The 24,281-nt window shown below is 63.0% G+C and carries 25 protein-coding genes; 8 read left to right on the forward strand and 17 right to left on the reverse strand.

Annotated elements, in window-relative coordinates; genetic code table 11:
* Window positions 1-17: 17 nt before the first annotated feature.
* The 5 genes from NKI85_RS20055 to NKI85_RS20075 are packed head-to-tail and all read right to left on the reverse strand — an operon-like array spanning window position 18 to window position 5,523.
* Window positions 18-1,049 (reverse strand): histone deacetylase family protein, encoded by a 1,032-nt coding sequence (locus NKI85_RS20055; RefSeq protein WP_352526598.1) that lies wholly within the window; start codon window positions 1,047-1,049, stop codon window positions 18-20.
* Window positions 1,046-1,558, reverse strand: a complete 513-nt coding sequence (locus tag NKI85_RS20060; RefSeq protein WP_352526596.1) for a GNAT family N-acetyltransferase — start codon at window positions 1,556-1,558, stop codon at window positions 1,046-1,048. The genes NKI85_RS20055 and NKI85_RS20060 overlap by 4 nt, the downstream gene beginning before the upstream one ends.
* Before the next feature lie 15 nt (window positions 1,559-1,573).
* Window positions 1,574-2,503, reverse strand: coding sequence for a 3,5-dioxohexanoate:acetyl-CoA acetone transferase (kce, locus tag NKI85_RS20065; RefSeq protein ID WP_352526594.1), 930 nt, complete (start codon window positions 2,501-2,503; stop codon window positions 1,574-1,576).
* A gap of 10 nt (window positions 2,504-2,513) precedes the next feature.
* Window positions 2,514-3,881, reverse strand: a complete 1,368-nt coding sequence (locus tag NKI85_RS20070; protein ID WP_352526592.1) for an aminotransferase family protein — start codon at window positions 3,879-3,881, stop codon at window positions 2,514-2,516.
* A 1-nt stretch (window position 3,882) separates the two neighbouring features.
* Window positions 3,883-5,523, reverse strand: a complete 1,641-nt coding sequence (locus NKI85_RS20075; protein WP_352777652.1) for a N,N-dimethylformamidase beta subunit family domain-containing protein — start codon at window positions 5,521-5,523, stop codon at window positions 3,883-3,885.
* Between the two features lie 155 nt (window positions 5,524-5,678).
* On the opposite strand from NKI85_RS20075, the gene NKI85_RS20080 reads away from it, so the two are divergent.
* The 5 genes from NKI85_RS20080 (at window position 5,679) to NKI85_RS20100 (ending at window position 8,438) form a co-directional block, all read left to right on the forward strand.
* Window positions 5,679-5,927 (forward strand): ParB N-terminal domain-containing protein, encoded by a 249-nt coding sequence (locus tag NKI85_RS20080; protein WP_352777578.1) that lies wholly within the window; start codon window positions 5,679-5,681, stop codon window positions 5,925-5,927.
* Window positions 5,928-6,046: 119 nt separating this feature from the next.
* Window positions 6,047-6,532: an SRPBCC family protein gene (locus NKI85_RS20085; RefSeq protein ID WP_352777582.1), complete on the forward strand. Its 486-nt coding sequence runs from the start codon at window positions 6,047-6,049 to the stop codon at window positions 6,530-6,532.
* Window positions 6,533-6,556: 24 nt separating this feature from the next.
* Complete coding sequence (locus NKI85_RS20090; protein ID WP_352526587.1) at window positions 6,557-7,513, forward strand: alpha/beta fold hydrolase; 957 nt, start codon at window positions 6,557-6,559, stop codon at window positions 7,511-7,513.
* 195 nt (window positions 7,514-7,708) lie between these two features.
* Window positions 7,709-8,107 (forward strand): GFA family protein, encoded by a 399-nt coding sequence (locus NKI85_RS20095; protein ID WP_352526586.1) that lies wholly within the window; start codon window positions 7,709-7,711, stop codon window positions 8,105-8,107.
* A 118-nt stretch (window positions 8,108-8,225) separates the two neighbouring features.
* On the forward strand, window positions 8,226-8,438 hold the full coding sequence (locus tag NKI85_RS20100) for a hypothetical protein (protein ID WP_352526584.1): 213 nt from the start codon (window positions 8,226-8,228) through the stop codon (window positions 8,436-8,438).
* A 13-nt stretch (window positions 8,439-8,451) separates the two neighbouring features.
* Here the strand turns inward: NKI85_RS20100 and NKI85_RS20105 are convergent, their stop codons facing one another.
* Complete coding sequence (locus NKI85_RS20105; protein WP_352777585.1) at window positions 8,452-9,366, reverse strand: hypothetical protein; 915 nt, start codon at window positions 9,364-9,366, stop codon at window positions 8,452-8,454.
* Between the two features lie 243 nt (window positions 9,367-9,609).
* On the opposite strand from NKI85_RS20105, the gene NKI85_RS20110 reads away from it, so the two are divergent.
* Entirely contained in the window at window positions 9,610-10,629 is a 1,020-nt protein-coding gene (locus NKI85_RS20110; RefSeq protein ID WP_352526580.1) for a GH25 family lysozyme, read from the forward strand.
* Between the two features lie 203 nt (window positions 10,630-10,832).
* Here NKI85_RS20110 and NKI85_RS37935 read toward each other — a convergent pair whose 3' ends face one another.
* From NKI85_RS37935 to NKI85_RS20150, 8 genes are all read right to left on the reverse strand, one after another.
* The gene (locus NKI85_RS37935) at window positions 10,833-11,216 is read right to left on the reverse strand and encodes a hypothetical protein (protein WP_502896010.1); all 384 of its coding nucleotides are present in this window, start codon (window positions 11,214-11,216) and stop codon (window positions 10,833-10,835) included.
* A gap of 207 nt (window positions 11,217-11,423) precedes the next feature.
* Window positions 11,424-11,630, reverse strand: coding sequence for a type II toxin-antitoxin system HicB family antitoxin (locus NKI85_RS20120; protein ID WP_352526576.1), 207 nt, complete (start codon window positions 11,628-11,630; stop codon window positions 11,424-11,426).
* Between the two features lie 4 nt (window positions 11,631-11,634).
* On the reverse strand, window positions 11,635-11,835 hold the full coding sequence (locus NKI85_RS20125; RefSeq protein ID WP_352526575.1) for a type II toxin-antitoxin system HicA family toxin: 201 nt from the start codon (window positions 11,833-11,835) through the stop codon (window positions 11,635-11,637).
* Window positions 11,836-11,842: 7 nt separating this feature from the next.
* A complete protein-coding gene (locus NKI85_RS20130) occupies window positions 11,843-15,601 on the reverse strand; it encodes a vitamin B12-dependent ribonucleotide reductase (protein WP_352526573.1) in 3,759 nt (1,252 codons plus the stop codon).
* A 647-nt stretch (window positions 15,602-16,248) separates the two neighbouring features.
* Window positions 16,249-16,737: an NUDIX hydrolase gene (locus tag NKI85_RS20135; RefSeq protein WP_352526571.1), complete on the reverse strand. Its 489-nt coding sequence runs from the start codon at window positions 16,735-16,737 to the stop codon at window positions 16,249-16,251.
* Between the two features lie 221 nt (window positions 16,738-16,958).
* On the reverse strand, window positions 16,959-17,459 hold the full coding sequence (gene gpt, locus NKI85_RS20140; RefSeq protein ID WP_352526569.1) for a xanthine phosphoribosyltransferase: 501 nt from the start codon (window positions 17,457-17,459) through the stop codon (window positions 16,959-16,961).
* 229 nt (window positions 17,460-17,688) lie between these two features.
* Complete coding sequence (locus tag NKI85_RS20145) at window positions 17,689-18,522, reverse strand: universal stress protein (protein ID WP_352526568.1); 834 nt, start codon at window positions 18,520-18,522, stop codon at window positions 17,689-17,691.
* 79 nt (window positions 18,523-18,601) lie between these two features.
* Window positions 18,602-19,351, reverse strand: coding sequence for a competence/damage-inducible protein A (locus NKI85_RS20150; protein WP_352526566.1), 750 nt, complete (start codon window positions 19,349-19,351; stop codon window positions 18,602-18,604).
* Between the two features lie 148 nt (window positions 19,352-19,499).
* On the opposite strand from NKI85_RS20150, the gene NKI85_RS20155 reads away from it, so the two are divergent.
* Together NKI85_RS20155 and NKI85_RS20160 are read left to right on the forward strand one after the other, a co-directional pair.
* On the forward strand, window positions 19,500-20,486 hold the full coding sequence (locus NKI85_RS20155; RefSeq protein WP_352777590.1) for an alpha/beta fold hydrolase: 987 nt from the start codon (window positions 19,500-19,502) through the stop codon (window positions 20,484-20,486).
* Between the two features lie 155 nt (window positions 20,487-20,641).
* Window positions 20,642-20,920, forward strand: a complete 279-nt coding sequence (locus tag NKI85_RS20160) for a hypothetical protein (RefSeq protein ID WP_352777593.1) — start codon at window positions 20,642-20,644, stop codon at window positions 20,918-20,920.
* A gap of 81 nt (window positions 20,921-21,001) precedes the next feature.
* Here NKI85_RS20160 and NKI85_RS20165 read toward each other — a convergent pair whose 3' ends face one another.
* The 3 genes from NKI85_RS20165 to NKI85_RS20175 all read right to left on the reverse strand — a co-directional run bounded on the left by NKI85_RS20165 (window position 21,002) and on the right by NKI85_RS20175 (window position 24,268).
* Window positions 21,002-21,895: a carbohydrate ABC transporter permease gene (locus NKI85_RS20165; RefSeq protein WP_352526560.1), complete on the reverse strand. Its 894-nt coding sequence runs from the start codon at window positions 21,893-21,895 to the stop codon at window positions 21,002-21,004.
* Between the two features lies 1 nt (window position 21,896).
* Entirely contained in the window at window positions 21,897-22,748 is an 852-nt protein-coding gene (locus tag NKI85_RS20170; RefSeq protein ID WP_502896011.1) for a carbohydrate ABC transporter permease, read from the reverse strand.
* Between the two features lie 194 nt (window positions 22,749-22,942).
* Complete coding sequence (locus NKI85_RS20175) at window positions 22,943-24,268, reverse strand: ABC transporter substrate-binding protein (protein ID WP_352777596.1); 1,326 nt, start codon at window positions 24,266-24,268, stop codon at window positions 22,943-22,945.
* Window positions 24,269-24,281: the final 13 nt, after the last annotated feature.

The raw sequence follows: 24,281 nt of genomic DNA on the forward strand, positions 1-24,281 counted from the left end.
CAGCCTCGCGGGGCGGATCATCGCTTGTGGGCGCTGCCAAAACCGGTGAGGAAGGCGGTTAGATTGTCGCCGAGCTCGTCGCAGAGATAGCCGCCTTCCTGGACGATGACCGTCGGCAGGCTGAGCCCGGTGATGGCCTCGCCGATGCGCGAGAAACCGGGCGTGGTCACCGACAACCCACCGAACGGATCGCCCTCGAAGGCGTCGAGCCCCAGTGCCACCACAAGCGCATCTGGCGAGAAGGCGTTGATGCGCTGGAACGCCGCCGTCAGTGCTTCGAGGAACGCGGCATCGCCGGATTTGCGCGCCAGCGGCAGGTTGAGATTGTAGCCGAGGCCGGCGCCTTCGCCGCGCTCGTCGGCATGGCCCCAGAAGAACGGATAGAAGCGCACCGGGTCGGCATGCAGCGACACGGTGAGCACGTCCGGGCGGGCATAGAAGATGCCTTGCGTGCCGTTGCCGTGGTGCAGGTCGACATCGAGGATCGCCACCCGCGCCGCCTGCTTGCGCAGAGCCTGTGCGGCGACCGCCGAATTATTGATGAAGCAGAAGCCGCCGGCGACATCGGCAAAGGCATGATGGCCGGGCGGACGGCACAGCGCATAGGCGGCCGGCGCGCCCGACATCACCGCCTCGGCCGCTTCAATCGCGCTCCAGGCGCTCCACAGCGCGCTCTCCCACGTCTCGCCTGAGATCGGGCAGGCGGTGTCGGCCATGTGGTAGCCGGCTTGGCCGACGGCCGAGGCCGGATAGGAGCCGTTCCGCGCGATCGGATGGATGTTGGGGATGACCTCGGCCGAGGCGCCCTCGATGCGCTGCCAGCGGGCGAAGACATGCTGGAGGAAATCGAGATATTCCGGCGTATGCACCGCGGCAATCGGCCCAAGCCCATGATCCCGCGGCCGTTCGATCGTGCAGCCGGCAGCCTTTGCGCCGGCTAACAATCGCTCGACCCGTTCCGGCTTTTCCGGGTTGGGCTGCGGCGCGCCGCTGGAGAGGAACGCCTTCGGGTCGTGGCGCTTCTGTTCTTCGGCATAGAAGGCTTTCATGTTGGCTCCTCCGGTGCATCAGCGAAGGCGAAAAAGGCATCGCCGACGATCTTCTGCACCTGCTCGTAGCTCGACCAGGCAATGCCCAACCGTTCGTAAAAAGCCTTGGCGGTCTCGTTGTCGGTGTCGACGGAGAGCCTGAGATAGACGCCGCCGGCCTTCCGGCATTGCGCCGCGACCCGGCGCAGCAGGCGCTCGCCGATCCTGCGGCCGCGAAACCGGTCCTCGACATAGAGATCCTGCACATAGACGCCGGGCCGTCCCATCCACGTCGAGAAGATCGGAAAATAGAGGCAGAGCCCGGCAAACTCGCCACCGACTTCGGCGATCAGGGTCGAGAAGGCAGGCTTCTCGCCAAAGCCATAGGTGCGGAGGTCTTCTACCGTCGTGGTGATCTCCTGATGCGCGCCGATGTGGGTGCCGAGCCGCAGGAGTGCGGCGTGGATGGTCTCGACGTCCTCGACGGTGCCGGGCCGGATGACAATGTCTTTTGACGGTGGATTGGTCATTGTCACGGCCGCATCTCAGAACGCCACCCGGTCACCACCCTTGAGCGCCAGCATCTGCCGCGCCTCGGCGGGCGTGGCGACCTCCAGCGACAGCCCGTCGAGCACGCTGCGGATACGGCGGACCTGGTCGGCATTGGACTTGGCCAGTTGGCGCCCGTCGTAGAGGCTGTCCTCCAGCCCGACGCGGACATTGCCGCCCATCGCCGCCGCAATCGAGATCATCGGCATCTGGTGGCGTCCGGCGGCCAGCACCGAAAATTGGTAGCTGTCGCCGAACAGTTTGTCGGCGATGCGCTTCATATGGATCAGGTTTTCGGGATCGGCGCCGATGCCACCGAGGATGCCGAACACGAACTGGATGAACAATGGTCCCGATACCAGCCCGCGGTCCCGGAAATGCGCCAGCGAGTAGAGATGGCCGACATCGTAGCATTCGAATTCGAAGCGCGTACCGCAACCCTTGCCCAGTCTGTCGAGCACCGTCTCCATGTCGGCAAAGGTGTTCTTGAAGATCGTGTCGCGGGTGGCCTCGAGCAGTTTCGGCTCCCATTCGTGCTGCCACTCCCGCGGACGGTCGAGCATCGGGAACAGCGCGAAATTCATCGAGCCCATGTTGAGCGAGCACATTTCCGGCTCGGCCCTGAGCGGGGCGGCCAACCGCTGGTCGAGCGTCATCAGCGACGAGCCGCCGGTGGTGATGTTGATCACCGCGTCGGTCGCCTGCTTGATGCGCGGCAGGAACTGCATGAACACATCAGGGTCGGCGGTCGGCCGCCCATCCTTGGGATCGCGAGCGTGAAGATGCAGGATCGAAGCGCCGGCTTCGGCGGCGGCGATCGCCTCTGAGGCGATCTGGTCCGGTGTCACCGGCAGATGCGGCGACATCGATGGCGTGTGCACCGACCCGGTGACGGCGCAGGTGATGATGACTTTTCGCGGCGCCATGGCTCGCCTCTCAGCCTTCGACCGGCAGGTCGAGCTCGCCGGCCAGCACCTCGAGCGAGTCGCCGATGATGGATACGATCTCGCCGATCTGCTCGGCGGTGACGATCATCGGCGGCGCCACCATGAAATTGTCGCCGTCGACGCCGCCCTTGACCTTGCGTCCATAGATGATCAGGCCGCGCTCATAGGCGAGGTCGAGCAGGCGCTGGGTGGCTTTCTTTGCCGGTTCGATCGGCCGCAGTGTGTCGGGATCGGCAACCATCTCGGCACCGGTGAGCAGGCCCTTGCCGCGCACGTCGGCGATGAATGGAAACCGCTTCGCCAATCCCTTCAGCTCGTCCATCAAAAGGTCGCCCATGTCAGCCGCATTGGCGATCAGGCCGAGACGGTCCATCTCGCCGAGCACCGCAAGGCCGGCGGCGCAGGCCAGCGGGTTTCCGGCATAGGTGTGGCCGTGCTGGAAGCCGCCGGATGTGAGCAGCGGCTGCACCAGCCGCATCGGCGCCGCCAGCGCGCCAAGCGGCGCGTAGCCCGAGCCCAGCCCCTTCGACAGCGCGACGATGTCTGGTTTGCAGTTCCAATGGTCGCCGCCGAGGAATTTTCCGGTGCGGCCGACACCGCTCATCACTTCGTCATGGATGAGCAGGATGCCGTAGCGGTCGCAGATTTCGCGGATGCGCGGATAATAGCTGTCCGGCGCCACCAGTGCTGCCGTGGCAGCGCCGCCGACCGGTTCCATGATGAAGGCGAGCACGCTTTGCGGCCCCTCGGCGAGGATCTGTTCCTCCAGCATGTCGGCGTAGCGGATGCCGCGCTGTTCCATCGAAAGATTGTCGCGGTCGCGCCAGGCGGCAGGCGCCGGCACGGTCGGCATGACCTGCATCATCGGCGCAAAGGTTTCAGCCAGGGCATCGTCGCCGGTGACGGCGAGCGCACCAAGCGTGCCGCCATGATAGGAAGGAAAGCGCGTGATCACCTTCCAGCGGCTGGCCTGGCCGGTGGCAACTGCCCATTGCCGCGCCAGTTTGATGCAGGATTCCGTCGCTTCCGAGCCGCCCGAGACGAAGAAGATGCGGTCCATGCCTTCTGGGAGCTTGGCGGCCAATTGCCGCGCGAGCTCCTCGGCCGGTTCGTTTTCGAAATGCAGGCGGTAGGCGAAGGTGGCGCGGTCCATCTGCCGCTTCATGGCATCGAGCACGTTGCGGTTGGAATGGCCGATATTGGCGACCATCGGCCCGCTCGATCCGTCGATGAAACGGCGGCCGTCCTGCGTCCACATGTAGATGCCTTCGGCGCGATCGATCAGCGGCCGGCGCAGGCTGGACAGATAAAACAGATGCGAGGCTTCGCGGGCTTCCGGGACAGGGGACTTCAACATGTCATGGCTTTCCAAGATAGCGGTCGAGGACATTTCTGGTGACGCGCTCGACCATCGCGTCCTGCCTTAGCAGGCCGGCAACCCATTCGCAGCTTCCGGCGTGAAACACCTCGCCTCTGCCGCGCTGGAAATTGACGATCATGCCGTTGCCGCGTTTGATCTTGTCGAGATTGGCGTCGCTCGCCTCGCCGAACAGCGTTTCGGCGGTGAAGCGTCCGTCCTCGTCGCCGAGGAACTGGTCTGCGAATGGAATGTCGGCGCTTTCCTCGACCTGGCTCGCCATGCCGACCGCGAGCACCTGCAGGCCTTCCGGTGCGCCGCTGTCGGGCGTGGGATAGGGCAGGCCGCCGCGGATCTCGAAATCGAGCCCGTCGACCTCATAGCCATAGACGTGGCTGTCGGCGCCAAGCAGGTCGCCATAGTAGATGCCGGTGCCGGCGAAGGCCCAGTGCTCCGGCCGGTAGACCGGAAAGCCGCGCGCGCCGCGCGGCGCGCAGCCGCCCCAGCCGGCATAGACGCCCTTTGTCGCGTTAAGCCCGAAGGTCGCCGCACCCGGCCGGCCGATTTCCGGCGCTTCCCAGGAATTGGTGGCGCGCCTCACATCGCCGCCGCGATAGGCCGGGTCTTCGGCGCGGGCGCGGTATTTGTAGCAGACCTGCCGGCGGCCTTCGTCCTCCAGCCGCGTCTGCCACATGAAATTGCCGGCAAAGCGGGCCGCATGGCCGCCGCGCTCGACATAGGCGTCGACCGCATCGCGCATCTCCCAGGTCCAGTATTCGTCGTGGCCGACGAACACGACGCAGTCGTAGCCGTCGAGAATGTCGGGCGAAAAAAGCAGATCGTGCTGGCTGGCGAGATCGACGGCGTAGCCGGCGCGCTCGGCGAAGCGGAAGAAATGACTGTCATAGCTTGCCCAGCCGGACGAAGCGTATTTCTTCGAATGGCCGGTGGCGAAGGCCCATTCCATATGCGGATAGCGCGGCACGGTTTTCGGCGGCACGGCGACTTCGAGCGGCACGCGCGGCGCGTCCTTGGGCAGCACGACGAAGCCGCGGCACCACGGCCGCTGCGTCGACACCATCCGGGCATACTGGTCGCGGCCTGGCCCGGTGATGCCTTCGTAATGGTTGGAACCGCCCCATGTGTTGTAGGCGAGCCAGGTGCCGGTGGCCGCAACCTGCAGCACGCGGCCGGGTTTTTTGCCGGGTTGCGGCGCGACAATGAAAAGATGCTGGCAGAGGATCGGCTTGCCGTCCCGGCCATCCGCTTCAAGCGTGACGCGACAGGCCCCGCACGGCCAATCGTCGCCGACGCGGAATTCGAACGACGCTTCCCAGCCGCAGCCGTCGACCGAACATTGATCTGGCGTCTCCTGCCAGCGCGCCGCGATCCCGGTCCTTTCGAACATTGTCGTTTCCGCGCCGCCGTCACGGACGACCACGATGCCGAAGCTGGCGGCCGTCGAACTCACATGCAGCGCCACCGTCTCGCCAGGACGATAGGAAAAACGGTCGCTGTAGCACCAGATCTCGCCGCGCTCGCCATCCATGCCCGGCCATTCCCAGTAATGGCTGCGCACCGCCTGCCGTCGCTGCTCCGGCGTCAGTCCGAAATCGGGAAACTCGGTCGGCAGATGGGTCATGAACGCCTGTAAGGTCGAAGGCCCCATTTCGGCCATCCGCCGGCCAAGCGTCAATTGGAAACGATCGGGCCAGCCATTGCCGGGCTGCTCCCTTGGCCTTGCCGGCCAAACCGACTATCTCACAAAGGGCGGCCTTATCCGCCACGGGAGCCGACATGCTGCGAGTGCAAAAGGTCAAGATCGACGACATTTACGTGCCGACCGCGCGCAAGAAGACGCTGCATTCCGAGACCGTCCGCCATCTGGCCGAGGACATTCTGGAAAACGGCATGAAGACGCCGATCCAGGTGCGCCATGACGGCAAGCGCCATATCCTCGTCGAGGGGCTGCATCGGCTGGAAGCGGCAAAGTGGCTCGGGGAGACCGAGATCGATGCCTATCTGGTGCAAGCCAAGCGTCACTAGGCTCCCAGTTTGGTCGTTCGAATCGCCGGTCCCGCGGATTTTTTCGCGGACCGTGTCGGCTTGCGTCTTGTCGGTTCGTCCTAGACACGAAAGCCAAAACCGACATGTGAGGAAACACCATGACCACCAAGCTCGATATCGCCCCCGACTCCGACCGCGAACTGGTACTCGCCCGCATCATCGATGCGCCGCGCGAGAACGTCTATCGCTGCTGGACCGAGCCCAAGCTCTTGACGCAATGGTTCGCGCCGAAGCCGTGGACGACGCCACGCGCAGAGATGGACGTTCGCGCCGGCGGCACCAGCCTGGTCGTCATGGCCGGTCCCGACGGCAACGAATTTGCGAACCCTGGCGTCTTCCTCGAAGTCGTGCCGGGCAGGAAGCTCGTCTTCACCGATGCCTATACCAAGGCGTGGGAGCCTTCCGCAAAACCGTTCATGACTGGCGTTGTGACACTCGAGGACGTGGGCGAGGGCAAGACCCGCTATATCGCCCGGGTTGCGCATTGGTCGGTCGCCGACCGCGAACAGCACGAGAAAATGGGTTTTCACGAGGGCTGGGGCCAGTGCGCCGAACAGCTTGAGGAGGTCGCCAAGCGACTTTGATGCAAACGGGAGAGGGAGGTTGATATGTCCAGATCGATGTTTTTCGCCATTTTCGCCTCGGCCGCCGCGCTGTTTGCCGCGCCGGGCACCATCAACGCAGAGGAGGCCAAGCCCGCCATGACGACCGCAACCGCAACATTGCCGAAGCCGGAAAAATCCGGCCTGCTGCCGATCAACGGTCTGAACTATTATTACGCCGTCTACGGCAAGGGCGAGCCGCTGCTTCTACTGCATGGCGGCCTCGGCACGACCGACATGTTCGCGCCGATCCTGCCAAAACTTGCCGAAAACCGCACCGTTATCGGCATTGACCTGCAGGGCCATGGCCGCACCGCACTCGGCGACCGGCCGCTCAGCCTGGAGGCGATGGGCGACGACGTGGCGGCGATCGTCAAGGCGCTCGGCTACCACAAGGTCGACGTCATGGGCTATTCGCTGGGTGGCGGCGTCGCCTTCCGCATGGCCGTCCAGCATCCCCAAACGGTGCGCTGCCTGGTGCTGGTCTCGACCGGCTACGCCGCGGACGGCTTCTATGCCGAGATGCGTGGCCAGCAGGCACAGGTCGGCGCGGCGATGGCCGACATGATGAAGGACACGCCGATGTACAAATCCTACGTCGCGGTTGCGCCGCATCCGGAGGATTTTCCGAAACTGCTCGACCAGCTCGGCGCCCATATGCGCAAGGACTACGACTATTCCGCCGACGTGCAGAAGCTGAAAATGCCGGTGATGCTGGTTTTCGCTGACGGCGACATGTACCGGCCCGAGCACGAGATCAAGTTCTACCAGCTGCTCGGCGGCGGATTGAAGGACGCCGGCTGGATGCGCGAGAACCTGTCGCAGAACCGCCTGGCGATCCTGTCCAACCGCACCCACTACGATGTGTTCTTCGCGCCGGAACTGACAGCCGCCGCGCTGCCGTTCCTCAATGGCGAGACCAAGGTCAAGACCTGGGACGAGGTTGTCAACGAAACGAACTGACGCCCAGTCAATTGTCTGCCGGCCGTCTCCTGCGAGATGGCCGGTTTTCATCTATGAGGCCTTGGCCGACGCATCGGGCCAATCGCATGTCGGCCGGATCAGAGCTATAGATGGCGCCATCAAAGCTTTTCAATTGACGCTGCCACGCCTATCGATAGGTATGCCACCCATTCTCACAGGGAAGGGACTCGGGCGATGGTTGGGTATCAGGGCGGGTGTTTGTGCGGGGCGGTGCGCTACCGCGCCGAGGCGGCACCGATCAATGAGCGCATCTGCCATTGCCGGCTGTGTCAGAAGGCGCTGGGTGCCGCCTTCAACGCGCGCGTGCTGTTCCGCATCGATGATGTGACGGTCGACGGACCGCTGGCGACGGTGAATTCCTCGCCCGATCTCAAGCGCGGCTTTTGCCCGCGCTGCGGCACGACGATGTTTTCCCGGCGCGATTCCGCCGGCATCATCGGCGTCACCACCGGCTCGCTCGACGATCCCTCGGTGTTCAGGCCTGAAATGCATATCTGGACCGCCTCGAAGCAGCCCTGGGTGCAGATCGACGACGGCCTGCCGCAATATGAAGGCGCGCCGCCGCCGGCATGAGGCGAAATCTGTCCAAAATTTAATCCGGAGCGACACGAGATAGCCGGCAAAGCGTCATTGGCGGGCCATCATTGCTGCCTATCTATGGCGGGCGGGCGGGCAGTCGAGGAGGCGACGGATGAACGATAGCATCAACACCCTGGATGAACTCTTGAGCGATCCGATGGTCAAGCTGGTGATGGAGCGCGACCGCGTGCAACCGGCGGAACTTCGCACGCTGCTCGAAGAAAAGGTCCGCCGGGTAGACGATGATGCGCCGGTCAACGATCGCTTTGTACCGCCGGCCCACATGATGGCCACGACCTGCCACAAGCTGTGGCTGTGCAGCTAGGGTCTTCAAGCGGTCAGCCGGAATTTGCCGGCAAATAGCTGTAATGGCTGCGGAAATAGGCAAGCTTGAAGCCGAGGCGTGCATAGTTGCGATAGGCTGGCCCGTCGCGTTCGGCTCGCGGCGCCTCGATATCGGCCACGAACAGTTTTGCACCGGCCGCAAGTCCGTCGCGCACCATCGCTTCGCCGAGCATTGCATCGAGGTCGAAGCTCGGCGCCATGATGCCGGGCACCGGCGCGTCGATGCCGCTCCAGGCCATGCCGTCGGCGCCGATGAACATCGAGCGCACCGCTGCCACCGCGCCTTCCCGCCGCAGCATGTAATGATGCCAGCCGCGTCGACCGGCCAGCGCCAGCAACCACGGTGAGGTCGGCAACCGATATTGGCTGTCGATGAACCCAGCCCATTCCCTTGCCGTTGCCGGCGTCACCCGCTCGACCGAGACATCCTCCGTCGGGAAAAGCGGCTCAGCGGGCAATGGCGTGCCGTCGCGAAAGATGCGCTCCCAGCCGCCCTGACGCTGCAGGCCGCGCGCCTCGAGCCAGCAGCTGAGCGTCGCGGGCTCGGTGTGTGGGTTGGTGTAGAACCAGGGCCGCAGAATGCCGGCGTCGCGATAATGCGCCAGAAGCGCGTCGAGCCGGCTCTCGGTAGCAGCGCTATCGACACCGAAATTCTTGACACAGTTGAAATGGATGAACGGGATCTTCGTGCAGGTGGTCCAGACGAGATCGCCATCTTCGGCGATCGCCAGGCCTTGCCTTTCGGCAAAGTCTGCCGGGGCGGCACGATAAAGATCGAGCCAGGCATCGACCTCGGCGCTTTCGATGGCGCGGCTGAGATCGCGGGATATCTCGTTGATTCCGATGGCGGGCGAGTGTGGCTCCGGCGGGACTAAGGGCGGCAACTCTGACAGGGCGGCGGGCTGCATGTCTTCCTCCCAAGTATGGCCTTACACTGTAAGATTAGCGGAGATTAATCTCATGCCGTGAGTTGTCAAGCGGGATTGCGAGGCAGCGACGTGGCCGAACGTTGGAGGGCCGGCCGACGTCCCGATGCAAGCCCTAACAATTCGATTCAAACTTTGTTGGTAGTTTCTTGTTAGGAATCCAGCTTGGTTTGTCCGGCGGCGTTGTCCTGCCTTCGGTCTGTTGTGTTTTGCGTACAGGTCCAGATGCGGTTATCAGGCGTCGTCATCTTCTCGATCGCAGCGCTGTGCCTTGCCGGCTGCACGTCGACCTCCGGCGTCGATGCGCTGCAAGTGCCGTCCAGCGAGACCACCAGCTCGGTTGTGCGGCCACCCGCGCCGATCGCCTCTGCGGCGAAAGTCGATGCTGCGCCCGCTTTTGCGGAACAGGAGCAGGACGAACAGCCGGTCGCTATCGCGGAGCCCGACCAAAGCGTCGAGCCACCGGCCGAGGTGATCGCGCTGGTATCGCCGCCGAGGCGGCTGACACGCGCAGCGCCAGCAATGCTTGCCGGGCCGGTCACGCGCTATGGTTTTCGCGATGCCAAGCCGATCAATTTTGGCAAGGCATCCTCGCCCAGGCGCCTTGCCATCCACGGCGTCGACGTCTCGCGCTGGCAGGGCAATGTGAACTGGCAAAAGCTGCGCGCCCAGGGCGCCAACTTCGCCTATATCAAGGCGACTGACGGGGGCGACCATCTCGACCCGATGTTCACCAGGAACTGGCGCAATGCCGACGCCGCGGGCCTGAAGCGCGGCGCCTACCATTTCTTCTACTGGTGCCGCACCGCCGGCGAGCAAGCCGACTGGTTCATCCGCAACGTGCCGCGGGTCGAGGGTGCGCTGCCGCCGGTGATCGATGTCGAGTGGAACGGCGAATCCAGCTGCAAGCGGCGCCCGTCGCGCCAAAAAGTGCTGGAGAAGATGCAGGTGTTCATGGACAGGCTGGAACGCCATTACGGCCAGCGGCCGATCATCTACACCGCGCCTGATTTCTACCGCGATAATCTCAGGGGCGCCTTCCCCGATTACCCCTTCTGGCTACGCGCCGTGGCCGCGCACCCGTCAAAGGTCTATCCCGGCCGCAAATGGCTGTTCTGGCAATATTCCGGCTCCGGCCTGTCGCACGGGGTAAGAGGCCGCATCGACCTCAACGTGTTCCATGGCGACGAGAGGGCCTGGCGGGATTGGGTTGGCGGACGGCAGGACGTGGCCGACGCGGAGTGAGGCAGCTCTTCCCTTCTCCCCTTGTGGGAGAAGGTGGATTGGCGCGCAGCGCCAAGACGGTTGAGGGGTGTTGGACGAAGTGCGTCGGTGCCAAGCTGGAGCACCCCTCATCCGACCGAGCTTCGCTCGGCCACCTTCTCCCACAAGGGGAGAAGGGAGGGCGCCGCGCTATCCCCCCTTTGGTTGGTCTCGAACGTCGGCCCTTATCTGAGGATTCCTTGGAGGTCGTCCCCAGGATTGGATAACGTCGTCCCATGCCGCATCAGCCCGTTGCTCCGACCAAACGTCGTTTCGCCCGCTCGATGCGACGCGAGCCGATGGAAGCGGAAGGCCGCCTGTGGCATGAACTGCGCGGACGCAGGCTCGATGGCATCAAATTCCGGCGCCAGGTTCCGGTCGGCAAATTCATCGCCGATTTCATTTGCGCCGAGGCCAGACTGATTGTCGAGATCGATGGCAGCCAGCACGCGGATTCGCACCATGATGGAGAGCGAGACGCCGAATTGAAGGCGAGGGGCTTTCGCGTGTTGCGCTTCTGGAACGACGACGTATTGCGGGATTTGAAACGCCGTCTGTGACACCATCATCGCTTATGTACGAGATGAAAGTTTGCAGCCGTGGCGGTAGCGCGGTCTTCCCTTCTCCCCCTGTGGGAGAAGTTGGATTGGCGCGCTGCGCCAAGACGGTTGAGGGGTGTTGGACGGAGTGCGTCGCTGCCAAGCTGGAACACCCCTCATCCGACCGAGCTTCGCTCGGCCACCTTCTCCCACAAGGGGAGAAGGGAGGGCGTCCCGCTATGCCTCGACATATTCCGCCAGGCTGACACCTTTGGGCACATCCAGTCCATCGGCGCGCAAGCCTTCGATGTGAAAGCGTATTGCGGCGCGAATTTCAGTTTCCACTTCGGGCACCGTGGCACCAGTCGCGATGCAGCCAGGCAGGTCCGGCACGTAAGCGGAAAAATTGTTTCCGGCTTTTTCGATCACCACCGCGTAGCGCATGTCATCACTCCTTTAAACCGGACTGCTTGAGGATACTGTTCAGGGTTCCTGGCGCAACCTCTTCAGACGGCTTGCCGGCCACGGTGACGCGGCCGGCTTTGATTTGATGCTTATATTGGCGATGGCTGCCCTTGGTTGCAACCAGGTACCAGCCGTCGGTCTCCAGCAGGCGAATAATCTCGCGGACCGTAAGCCGAGGTGGCATCAGCTCCTCAGCTACACCCGCTCGTCGCCCCACAAGTATCGCACTTCTCACACGTGCCGTTCCGCACCATCGTGAAATTGTGGCATTCCGAGCATTCGTTGCCGGTATAGCCCTGCATTAACGACTGCTGGCGCCGGTTGGCGGCAAGCGCTTTGGCCTCGGCTGCTTCTTTCGCGGCTTCGTCGGTGAACAGCTCCGTCGGGTCGGACGCTTCCGCGTAGACGATGTCCTCGACCAGTTCCCTGGCGCGCTCCTCGTAGTCGCGCTTGTAGGCGATGGCTTCGTCGCTGGCCGGCTTCAACGTCAGCACGTTGGAACCGGAGAAGGCGGTCGGGGCGGTACGGACTGGAGTTCCGGAACCCGAACCCGCAAAGCCTTTCGGCTCGGCACCCGACACCAGCTTGACCGGCGAGGCGCCGCGGGTCAGGCCCTTGGAGAAGGGCGTCGCCTTGCCTTCGTTGATGCCGCGCCCGAGCGCGGTTTTGTCGAAGTCCGACTGGTCGACATGGGCGAGGTCATGGCGGCCGAGATAGGAGACGGCCAGTTCGCGGAACACGTAATCGAGGATCGACGTGGCGTTCTTGATGGCGTCGTTGCCCTGCACCATGCCGGCCGGCTCGAATTTGGTGAAGGTGAAGGCCTCGACATATTCGTCGAGCGGCACGCCATATTGCAGGCCGAGCGAGATGGCGATGGCGAAGTTGTTCATCATCGCACGGAAGGCCGCACCTTCCTTGTGCATGTCGATGAAGATCTCGCCGATACGACCGTCATCGAACTCGCCGGTCCTGAGATAGACCTTGTGGCCGCCGACGACCGCTTTCTGGGTATAGCCCTTGCGGCGGTTCGGCAGTTTTTCGCGGTCGCGGTAGAGACGCTCGACGACGCGCTCGACGATCTTCTCGGTCACCTGCACGGCGCGCTGCGCGGCCGGTGCCGCGATCAGCTGCTCGACGGCTTCGTCCTCGTCCTCCTCGCCGTCGGCGAGTAGCGAGGCGTTGAGCGGCTGCGAGAGCTTCGAGCCGTCGCGATAGAGCGCGTTGGCCTTCAGCGCCAGCTTCCACGACAGCATGTAGGCACCTTTGGCGTCTTCCACCGTCGCGTCGTTCGGCATGTTGATGGTCTTGGAAATGGCGCCGGAGATGAAGGGCTGCGCCGCCGCCATCATCATAATGTGGCTGTTGATCGACAGCGAACGCTTGCCGATCTTGCCGCACGGGCTGGCGCAGTCGAACACCGGCAGGTGTTCGGCCTTCAGGAACGGTGCGCCTTCCAGCGTCATCGCCCCGCAGACATGGATATTGGCGGCCTCGATGTCCTTCTTCGAGAAACCCAGCGCCGGCAGCATCTCGAACGAGAAATCGTTGAGCTGCTCGTCGGTGAAGCCAAACGTCTCCTTCACCCAGTCGGCGCCCAGCGTCCACTGGTTGAAGACGAACTTGATGTCGAAGGCCGACTTCAGCGCGGCGTTGAGCGCCGCGATCTTGTCGTCGGTAAAACCTTTTGCCTTGAGCGAGCCGGGGTTGACGGCAGGCGCCTGGTTGAGATTGCCGTGGCCGACGGCATAGGCCTCGATCTCGGCGATCTGGCTCTCGGAATAGCCGAGCGTGCGCAGCGCTTCCGGAACGGCACGGTTGATGATCTTGAAGTAGCCGCCGCCCGCGAGCTTCTTGAACTTTACCAGCGCGAAGTCGGGCTCGATGCCGGTGGTGTCGCAATCCATCACCAGGCCGATGGTGCCGGTCGGTGCGATCACCGTTGCCTGTGCGTTGCGATAGCCATGCTCCTCGCCAAGCTCAATGGCGCGGTCCCAGGCGGCCTTGGCATGGTCGGCAAGCTCCTGCTGCTTGAGATCCGATGCGACCAGCGGCACCGGGTTGACGGCAAGCTTCTCGTAGCCGTCCCTTTCGCCATAGGCAGCGCGGCGGTGGTTGCGCATGACGCGCAGCATGTTCTGCGCATTGCGGTCATAATCGGGGAAGGCGCCGAGCTCGGCGGCCATTTCGGCCGAAGTGGCATAGGCGGTGCCGGTCATGATCGCGGTGAGCGCGGCGCAGATGGCGCGGCCCTCGTCGGAATCGTAGGGAATGCCCGAGGTCATCAGCAGGCCGCCAATATTGGCGTAGCCGAGGCCGAGCGTGCGGTACTCGTAGGAAAGCCTGGCGATCTCCTTCGACGGGAACTGCGCCATCATGACGGAGATTTCCAGCACCATGGTCCACAGCCGCACCGTGTGCTCGTAGGCTGATATGTCGATGGTGCCGTCGGCGTTGCGGTAGGGCAGAAGGTTAATCGAGGCCAGATTGCAGGCAGTGTCGTCGAGGAACATATATTCGGAGCACGGGTTGGACGCCCGGATCGCACCGGCCGAGGCGCAGGTGTGCCAGTCGTTCATCGTCGTGTTGAAGTGCAGGCCCGGATCGGCCGACGCCCAGGCGGCATAGCCGATCTTTTCCCAGAGATCGCGCGCCTTTAGTGTCTTCAGCACCTTGCCGTCCTTGCGGGCGGTGAGATGCCAGTCGCCGTCCTGCTCGACGGCGCGCAGGAAATCGTCCTTCAGCGACACCGAATTGTTGGAGTTCTGGCCGGAAACGGTGAGATAGGCGTCCGAATCCCAGTCGGTGTCGTAGGTCTTGAACGACATCGAGGTGTAGCCCTGCTTGGCGAACTGGATGACGCGGTAAATGTAGTTCTCCGGCACCGCGTCCTTCTTGGCCGCCTTGATCTCGCGCTTCAGCGCGGTGTTGACCGCCGGGTCGAAGCAATCGTCGCCATTGCCTTCGCAGTTGATGCAGGCCTTCATGATCGCTTCGAGGTGCTTCTTGACGATCTTCGAGCCGGTGACCAGCGAGGCTACCTTCTGCTCCTCATTGACCTTCCAGTCGATGAATTCCTCGATATCGGGATGGTCGGCGTCGACAATGACCATTTTCGCGGCGCGGCGCGTCGTGCCGCCCGATTTGATGGCGCCCGCCGCGCGGTCGCCGATCTTCAGGAAGCTCATCAGGCCGGACGAGCGGCCGCCGCCGGACAGCTTTTCGCCTTCGCCGCGCAGCATCGAGAAGTTGGAGCCGGTGCCGGAGCCGTATTTGAACAGCCGCGCCTCACGCACCCACAAATCCATGATGCCGCCCTCATTGACGAGGTCGTCCTGCACGCCCTGGATAAAGCAGGCATGCGGCTGCGGATGCTCGTAGGAAGACTTCGACTTGGTCAGCTTGCCGGTGAACGGGTCGACATAGAAATGGCCCTGGCTCGGGCCGTCGATGCCATAGGCCCAGTGCAGGCCGGTGTTGAACCATTGCGGCGAGTTCGGCGCGACGCGCTGGGTGGCCAGCATATAGGCGAGCTCGTCGCGGAAGGCGCGCGCGTCATCCTCCGACTTGAAGTAGCCGCCCTTCCAGCCCCAATAGGTCCAGGTGCCGGCAAGCCGGTCGAAGACCTGGCGGGCATCGGTCTCGGAACCGTAGCGCTCGGCTTCCGGCAGCTTGGCCAGTTCCGCCTCGTCGGCGACGGAGCGCCACAGGAACGAGGGGACTTGCGTTTCTTCGACCTTCTTCAACCGTGCGGGCACGCCCGCCTTGCGGAAATATTTCTGCGCCAGGATATCGGCGGCAACCTGGGAGAACTGAGCCGGCACATCGATGTTGTCCAAGCGGAACACCACCGAGCCATCCGGATTCTTGATCTCGGAAAGCGCCTTGCGGAATTCGATCTCCGCGTAGGCAGATTGTCCTGGCTTGGTGAAACGACGCTCGATGCGCATTGGTCCGGTCCCTTTTGTCTACATATAGCGCTTTTCCCAGAGGATTTCTGCCCTCTTGACGAAACGCGCATGTCCGCCGTCTGCCGGCGTTCGAAAACCGCCGGCTCTCATCTTCACAGTCTCCGCCGCCCTGCCGGTCGAACCTCTTGCGAGGTCGCTGTCCAACGCGCTGACGGACCCTGTGGGTCCCTCAAAAACTGAAAACTTTTTGCAACACCCTCAATCGAGGGAAATTCACATTATCTAGCGTCGAACCTACCTGCAAACACTAAATATAGTATTAACAGACAATTTATTCAAGTCCGACAATCCTCCCTTTCGCCCCAAAAAGGCTTCGAAATTCCACGCCTCCGCCGGCCTCGTGAACAGGCAGGAATGCGGGTAAAACGCACATATTCCGGGAAAAAGACCGGGCTCGAAACTTTTCCGGTCGCGCTCTCAACAGGAGCGCATGGCCTATAAAAGGCGACTCGTTTTGCGGCGTCAAGGATTCGTTTGCGTAGCTTTTATGACCCCAACATCTTGTGTGTCACATATGTGGATAACGGGGATAGAAGCGGAGCGCAACGGAGGAGGTTCGGCTCTGCGTGGAGGCGCTTCGGCCGCCGCCTTCGCGGCACCTGACCGCGGCTATGCGCGACTCGGGCTCAGGAGAACCGGTGCGGATCCGTGCAGAAATGGGCGATGACCTGGGAGAGGTCAGGTTCGTTGACCATACGCACTGCCTCGGCGGCCCTGACCCATTTGCGGGTGCGTGCCCGCTTTTCCTTCCACCGGTCGGCGACCTTGTCGACCTGCAGCGGGAACACCAGGACCTCGCATGGCACTTCCTCGCCGGTAGCCAGCACCTTGGCATAGAAATAGCGGCCGGCCTCGTGATGCGAGATCGTGCCGCTCAGGCCGGCCTCCTCGCCGGCTTCGCGTGCCGCTGCTTCGCAAAGCGGCTCCTTTGCTTCCGGCCAGCCCTTGGGAAGCACCCAGCGGCCGGTATCGCGGCTGGTGATCAACATGACCTCCACGCCGTCCTCGCTATCGCGCCAAGGCAGCGCTGCAACCTGCAGGCGACTCGGCACCGCGCCGAAGAGTCGCTGGACCCTTTCGGCCAGATGGTTGTGCGTCGTTGGCCTCGTCAACATCGGAGAAGCTTGCCCCAGCTTCCAGAATCATTTGCCGTCTCATGAATCTTACGGCTAATTATAAGCAATAAAAGTAAAAAATGTTTCATGGACCAGCGAGATTCTGCCGATTTGCGCCGGTCTCGCCCAAATGGGGCGGCCGCGCGAGCATCAAGCCGGCATTTCTCGGCTGCGGATGGTGCCTTGGGCGGGCTGGTTGCAATGAGCGGCGGTGCCGCGAATCAGCCGGCGTGGTCGTCGGCGATCGGCTTCTGGTAGGTGAAGCCCATGTCCCAGGGAAAATAGATCCAGGTGTCCTGGCTGACCTCGGTGATGAAGGTGTCGACCATCGGCCTGCCTTTCGGCTTGGCGTAGACGGTGGCGAAGTGCGCCTTGGGCATCATCGCGCGCACGATGCCTGCCGTCTTGCCGGTGTCGGTAAGGTCGTCGATGATCAGCACGCCGGCCCCGTCATCCACGAGCAGCGCCGGCGTGACCTCCTTCAGCACCTGCAACTGCCCCTGGCTGGTGTAGTCGTGGTAGGAGGCGACGCAGACCGTCTCGATGATGCGGATGCCGAGCTCGCGCGAAATGATGGCGGCCGGAACCAGGCCGCCGCGCGTGATGCAGACGATCGCCTTCCATTGCCCCTTGTTGGCGCCGGCAAGCCGCCAGGCGAGCGCGCGCGCGTCGCGGTGGAACTGGTCCCAGGAGACCGGGAAGGCTTTTTCGGGCAGGGACATCTCTCGCGCACTCCGCAAGCGCGCATTGCGCGCTAGAACATGGTGGAATGCGCGCGGAATTAACTGGAAAGGCTTGGCCTTGGCAAGGGCGCGGCAAAGCGATTGTCCTGCCAGCGATCCCTGTGGACCTAGAGCCTGTTCCATCCCGACATAATCGGGATGGGGCTCTATTCTTTTTTCTTGAGCATGATCTTTCCGAAAACCGGATTCCACTTTTCGGGATCATGCTCTAACGCGACAGGAAGGCCGCCACCGGCGCGGTGCGCAGCACCGTTCGCGTCACCCCGCCGAACAGCAGCTGGCGCAGCCAGGAATGGCTGTAGGCGCCGAGCACAAGCAAGTCCGCACCCGATTCGGCGACCCTGGTCTGGATGATGTCGTCGACTGAGGCGCCTCCGGACCTCAGCACCGAGACGCTGACGGTCGCGCCGTGCCTGGACAACGAGGCGGCGATCTCGGCGCCGGCCGTTTCCGGCGCCTCTTCGAGCGTGTCCGGCGGGTCGATGACGACAATGTCCGTCTTCTCGGCCTCGATGATGAAGGGCAGGGCATCGAAGGCCGCGCGCGCGGCTTCCTTGCTGCCGTTCCAGGCGAGCAGCACGTGCTTGAAGCTGGTGACCAGCGGACCCGAATGCGGCACCACCAGCACCGGCCGGCCGGCATCGTAGACCAGCGTGTCGACGTCGGCGCTCGGATCGCCGCTCGATTCGCGCTGCGCGGCGATGATCAGGTCCGCGGTGCGAACGGTCGAGATGCCGGTCAGCGCGCTGTCGCCGGAAAAACTCTCGAGGCTGCGCCATTCGAAGGAGAGGCCGGAATTCTCGACGCGCCTGAGAAAGGCCGCCTGCAATTTCTCGGCGCGCTCCCGGTTCATGTCGGCGGAAACCTGCAGGAACTCGGTGTCCGGAAAGCCGGTGGCCGAGGTGTAGGGCACGGGCAGCGCCTCGGCATGAATGCCGATCAGATGACTCTGGAACCGGCTGGCCAGTGGAATCGCGCAGTCGAGGACGCGCTCGGCGTCCGGTTCATTCTGCAATATGGCGACGATGGTCTTGAATCGCATGGCAGTCCCTCATTTCTTACGGCGATCCTACCCGTGACAAACGTCACTGCGCGATGCTTGGTTCCGACACACCGGCCGATCAGCCCACCCTGCTTGCCTTGGTCAAACCCGCCACCATAGCCTGGACGTCGATCCGTGCGGCATCCAGCGCCTGCTGGCTGCGGGCGCGTACCACGAGTTCGGTCCAGAATTTGCCGTCGCCATATTTAGGATAGGAGCCGATGATCGTGTCCGGATGCGCCTTCTGGATGTCACCCAGCGGTCCGCCGATCAGGCCTTCGCCGAACGGACATTCCACGGTGGCCGACAGCATTTTGGTGCCGGCCCGCAACGTCGGCACGACATTGTCGAGCATCGCCTGGAAAATCGCCGGCACGCCGGCCATGACATGGACGTTGCCGATGCGAAAGCCCGGCGCAACCGACACCGGATTGTCGATGTGATCGGCCCCACGCGGCATCCGCGCCATGCGCTTGCGCGCTTCGGTGTATTCGATGCCGCGGGCGGCGTAGCTTGCTTCTAGCAGGGCGTAGGCTTTGGCGTCGTATTCGCACGGCACACCAAAGGCCTTGGCGATGGAATCGGCAGTGATGTCGTCATGCGTCGGGCCGATGCCGCCGGTGGTGAAAACATAGGTGTAGCGGGCGCGCAGCGCATTCACCGCAGCGACGATTTCGTCTTCCTCGTCCGGAACGATGCGCACTTCCTTCAGGTCGATGCCGATCGCCGTCATGATGTCGGCGAGGTGGCCGATGTTCTTGTCCTTGGTGCGGCCGGACAGAATCTCGTCGCCGATGACGAGCATGGCGGCGGTGACGATTTCGGTCATGGCGGGCTCCGGCAAACGGGTCGCCTGAGATAGCGCGGCGGACCGCCGGCGGCAATGCCGCCAAACGACGGATCCACCTGTGCCACCTCTCTTGCGGTGGAACCTGCGGCGGGTGATGCTGCGCGCTGGTTCGGGCGCTGAGTGAAAAATGCCGGTATTAATTCTGCTATTGCTGCTCGGCGCGCTATTTCTGCTGGTGCTGGTCGTGGCAGCCTATCCGCTGCTGGCGACGCGGCGGATTGCGGCGAAAGCCGAAAGGCTGGTGCCGGCCAGCGGCAAATTCATCGAGATCGACGGCAACCGCATCCATTATGTCGAGACGGGCGAGGGGCGGCCGATCGTCTTCCTGCACGGCCTCGGCGCGCAGCTTCATCATTTCCGCCACACGCTGTTCGGACGTTTCGGCCTGAACTATCGGCTGATCGCGCTCGACCGCCCGGGCTCCGGCTATTCGGTGCGGGCCAGGGGCGCCAGCGGGCGGCTGCCCGAGCAGGCCGAAATCGTGCGGCGCCTCATCGAAATGCTGGGACTGGAAAAGCCGCTGATCGTCGGCCATTCACTGGGTGGCGCCATCGCGCTGACGCTGGCTGTCGAGCATCCCGAGGCGATTTCCGGCATCGCCTTGCTGGCGCCGCTGACCCATATGGAGCCGGACGCGCGCGAGAAGTTCGGCCCGCTATACATTAAGTCGCCGTTGCGGCGCCGAATCATGGCTCATACGGTGGCGATCCCGGCGGCTCTCAAATATGCAGAACGCACGCTGGCCTTCATCTTCGCGCCGGAGACGGCGCCGGCCGACTATATGGTCGAGGGCGGCGGCTGGTGCGGGCTGAGGCCCAGCCATTTCTACGCGACATCGACCGATGTCGTGGCCATCGAGCACGACCTTGGCCGCATCGAGCAACGCTATGGTGAGATCACCATGCCGGCCGGCATTCTGTTTGGTGCTTCCGATCTCGTGCTGGGCATCGATATCCATGGCTGGCCGGTGGTGGAAAAGATCAGGGGGCTCGATTTCGAGGCTGTCGAGGGGCTTGGCCACATGCCGCAATTCGTCGAGCCGGAACGGGTCGTCGCTTTCATCGAACGCATTGCCGACCGCGCATTTGCGCCGAAGTCCGACACCAGCAGCTGACACGCTCCCGGAACCTCACGCATTCCTCACGCAAAGGTGTCCAAGCCTGCCCACCTTAACAATTTTTAATGCAACCTCGGGCCGAGCCACAGGTTGTAGACCCGTCGCAGAAAGGCGACGACATCTGAAACCTCCCCCGAAACGGAGAAGACTTTATGATTACGAAAATTCTTGCTGCCTCGGTGTTCGCACTCGGCATCGCCAGTTCGGCGATGGCCCAATCGTCGGACACATACTCCTCCCAGACCCGTCATCGCCCGGTCTACGAAAACGAGCAGCCGGTCGATCGGAACACCACCGGCAGCATCTATGGCGGGAACTCGGGTCCGGGCACTCAGGTCATTCCAAGCCCGCTCGGTCCTTGCGCATCGCACACGCCTGGCCCCGACGCCAACGCCAACACCAATGTCAACGATCAATACTGCGGCAAGTAATCGGCCGCGATCTCGGCCGGCAGGGTGCCCGCCTCGGGCATCCCGGCCGCCGGGAATACCTCAACCTAATCACGATGTCGGCTATTCCTTCACGGCTCCGGTCATCGAGGAAACATAGTGTTCGACAAAGAACGAATAGAGCACCACCACCGGCAGTGAACCGATTAGCGCTCCCGCCATCAGCGCCCCCCATTCATAGACATCCGAGCGCACCAGCTCTGTGAGCACGCCGACCGGCACAGTCTTGTTTTCGGACGACTGGATGAAAGTCAAGGCGTAGATGAACTCGTTCCATGACAGGGTGAATGCAAAAATGCCGGCGGAAATCAGGCCCGGCACCGACAGCGGCAGCACGATCTTGGTGAGGATCTGCCAGCGGCTCGCCCCGTCGATCAGCGCGCATTCTTCCAGCTCGAACGGGATCGAGCGGAAGTACCCCATCAACAGCCATGTGCAGAACGGGATCAGGAAGGTCGGATAGGTGAGGATGAGAGCGAAGGGCGTGTCGTAAAGCCCAAGGTTGAACACCATCACCGACAGCGGAATGAACAGGATCGAGGGCGGCACGAGATAGGCAAGGAAGACCGCGAGGCCGACCTGCCGCGCCCCGGAAAACCTCAAGCGCTCGATCGCATAGGCAGCGAACACCGCAGCCAGCAGCGACAGGAAAGTGGCGGCGGTCGAGATGATGATCGTGTTGAGCAGCCAGCCCGGATAGGACGTCTCGAAGAGAAGATAACGGATATGCTCGAGCGTCGGATGCACCACCCAGAACGGATTGAAATTGGCGTAGTCGGTCATCTCGAGATTGGGCTTAACCGCCGTGATCGTCATCCAGTAAAATGGAAACAACAGCACGATGACGAATACCAGCAGCGGCAGATAGACCGTCACCACGCGGCGCGGCACGCTCTGCAGGTAGTCCATGCCGCCTTCGTCGAGTTCCGGGCGTTTGCTCGTTTCGATCGCGGTCATATCAATCTCCGCCGCCCTGCTGCCATTTGCGGCGTTGCAGGCCGAAATAGCTGAACAGGATTGCTGCCAACAGGAACGGGATCATGGCCACTGCGATCGCGGCGCCTTCGCCAAGCTGGCCTCCGGAAATGCCGCGCTGGAACGACAGCGTCGCCATCAGATGGGTGGCATTCACCGGCCCGCCGCGTGTCAGCACATAGATCAGCTGGAAATCGGTGAAGGTGAACAGCACCGAAAACGTCATGGTTATGGCGATGATCGGCGTCAGCAGCGGCAGCGTCACATAGCGGAACAATTGCCAGCGGCTGGCGCCGTCGAGCGTGGCGGCCTCGTAGAGCGACTGCGGAATCGTCTGCAGGCCGGCAAGCAGCGTGATGGCGACGAAAGGAATGCCGCGCCAGACATTGGCGGCGATGACCGAAGCCCGCGCATTCTCCGGATCGCCGAGGAAATTGATGCGATGGTCGATCAGGCCCATTTCCATAAGCGCCCAGGACAGGATGGAGAACTGCGAATCGTAGATCCACCAGAAGGCGATGGCCGACAGCACCGTCGGCACCACCCATGGCAGCAGGACGATCGCGCGGAAGAACGACTTGAAGGGCAGGTTCTGGTTGAGGATAAGCGCCAGCCAGAGGCCGAGCGCGAATTTCAGGATCGAGGCGCTGATCGTGTAGAGCAAGGTGTTGAAGACGGAGAGCCAGAAGACGGCGTCATCCCATAGATATTCATAGTTCTCGAAGCCGATGAAGATGCCGGGGCGGCCGATGCGGGCATCGGTGAAGCCGAGCCAGACGCCGAGCCCGAGCGGATAAGTCAGGAAAACCAGCAGCAACGCCGCCGCCGGCAGCATGAAGCCGAAGCCAAGCGCGTTATGACTTTCAGACACAAACGTCAGAATGCGCGACAGCGTCGACCGGCGTGGCTGAGCGGCAGCGGAGGTCACGGCCATGGGTCGGCTCCTCTAAGGTCTCATTGATCGGCCGGGCGGCCGTGCACGATTGCCGAACCGGGCAGCGCGGTCGCGGCTGCCCGGTTGAGCTCGGCTCAAACGCGATAGTAGCGGTTTGCGCGCTTTTCGGCCTCTTCCATCGCCTCTTGCGGCGTTGCCTGGCCGGTCACCGCCTTGGCGAACATGTCGACCAGCACATAATCGGCCATGGTCGCCGCCGAGGCGTAGCCGAGCGGCCCGGCATAGCCGTTGGGCCGCAGCGTCGCCGAGGCCTTGGCGTAGGCGGCATTGTTCGGATCGGCCGTCCACACCGGGTTGTTGTCGAAGGCCTTGAGCGTCTGGCAGCAATAGCCCGCCGAGGACGTGATCCACTGCGACATTTGCGGATCCTCGAACATGAACTGCAGGTAGGCCTTGGCCGCGTTGGGGTAGGGCGTGTAGTCGAAGATGACGGCCGTGGTCACCTGGAACAGCTCGACGGATTTTCCGACCGGACCGATAGGCAGGTTGGTGGTGCGGATGTCCTTGGCTATCTCAGTGAGCTTCGGATCCTTGTCCTTGTTGATCTTGGCGGTGTTGTAGGCGGAAATGCCGTTGGCGATGACGCTCAATTGCCCGGCCAGGAAGGCGCGGTTGTTGTTGACGTCGAGCCAGCTTTCGGTGCCCGGAATGAAAGTCTTGTAGAGTTGCTGCGCGTATTCGATCGCCTTGAGCGTCTCGGCGCTGTTGATCGTCACCTTGCCGCTCTCGTCGACCATCTGACCGCCATGGCTCCACAGCAGCCAGTGAGCGTAGTTGTTGCCGTCGCCGACGCCGTGGCCATGCGTGAAGCCGGCCGGGTGCCCCTTCGCCTGCAACGCCTTGCAAAGCTCGAGCAAGCCTGCCGTGTCCTTCGGAAATTCGGAGAAGCCGGCCTCTTTCACCCAGCTTTCACGATAGACTATGGCATTGCCGATGGTGGCCAGCGGCAGGCCGATGAATTTGCCCTCGCGTGTCGCATATTGGTGCGGTCCGTCGTGCCAGCCGCCGTATTTCGAGCCGAGATATTCGCCCAGCTCCGTCACGTCGTGCAGCTTGTCGGGATATTGATGCGGGTCGTCGAACCAGACCAACATCAGGTCCGGGCCGGAGCCGACATTGGCGGCGACCGCCGCCTTGGGGCGAATGTCCTCCCAGCTTTCCTTGTCGACGCGAACCTCGACGCCGGTCGCTTCGGTGAAGCGCTTGGTGTTGGCCAGCCATTGATCCTCGTCGCCCTGCACGAAAGGTGACCAGCGCAGCAGCCTGAGTTTGGCGCCGTCCTCGGGCTTGTATTTCAATCCATCCTGGGCAAAGGCCGGAGAGCCGATGAGCCGGCTTCCCAAGGCTCCCGCCGCAGCGCCGGCGGTGGTGCGGATCACGTCGCGTCTGGTGAATTTCATGCTCGCTTCCTCC

It is taken from the genome of Mesorhizobium sp. M0571, assembly GCF_040320985.1.
Classification (GTDB): domain Bacteria; phylum Pseudomonadota; class Alphaproteobacteria; order Rhizobiales; family Rhizobiaceae; genus Mesorhizobium.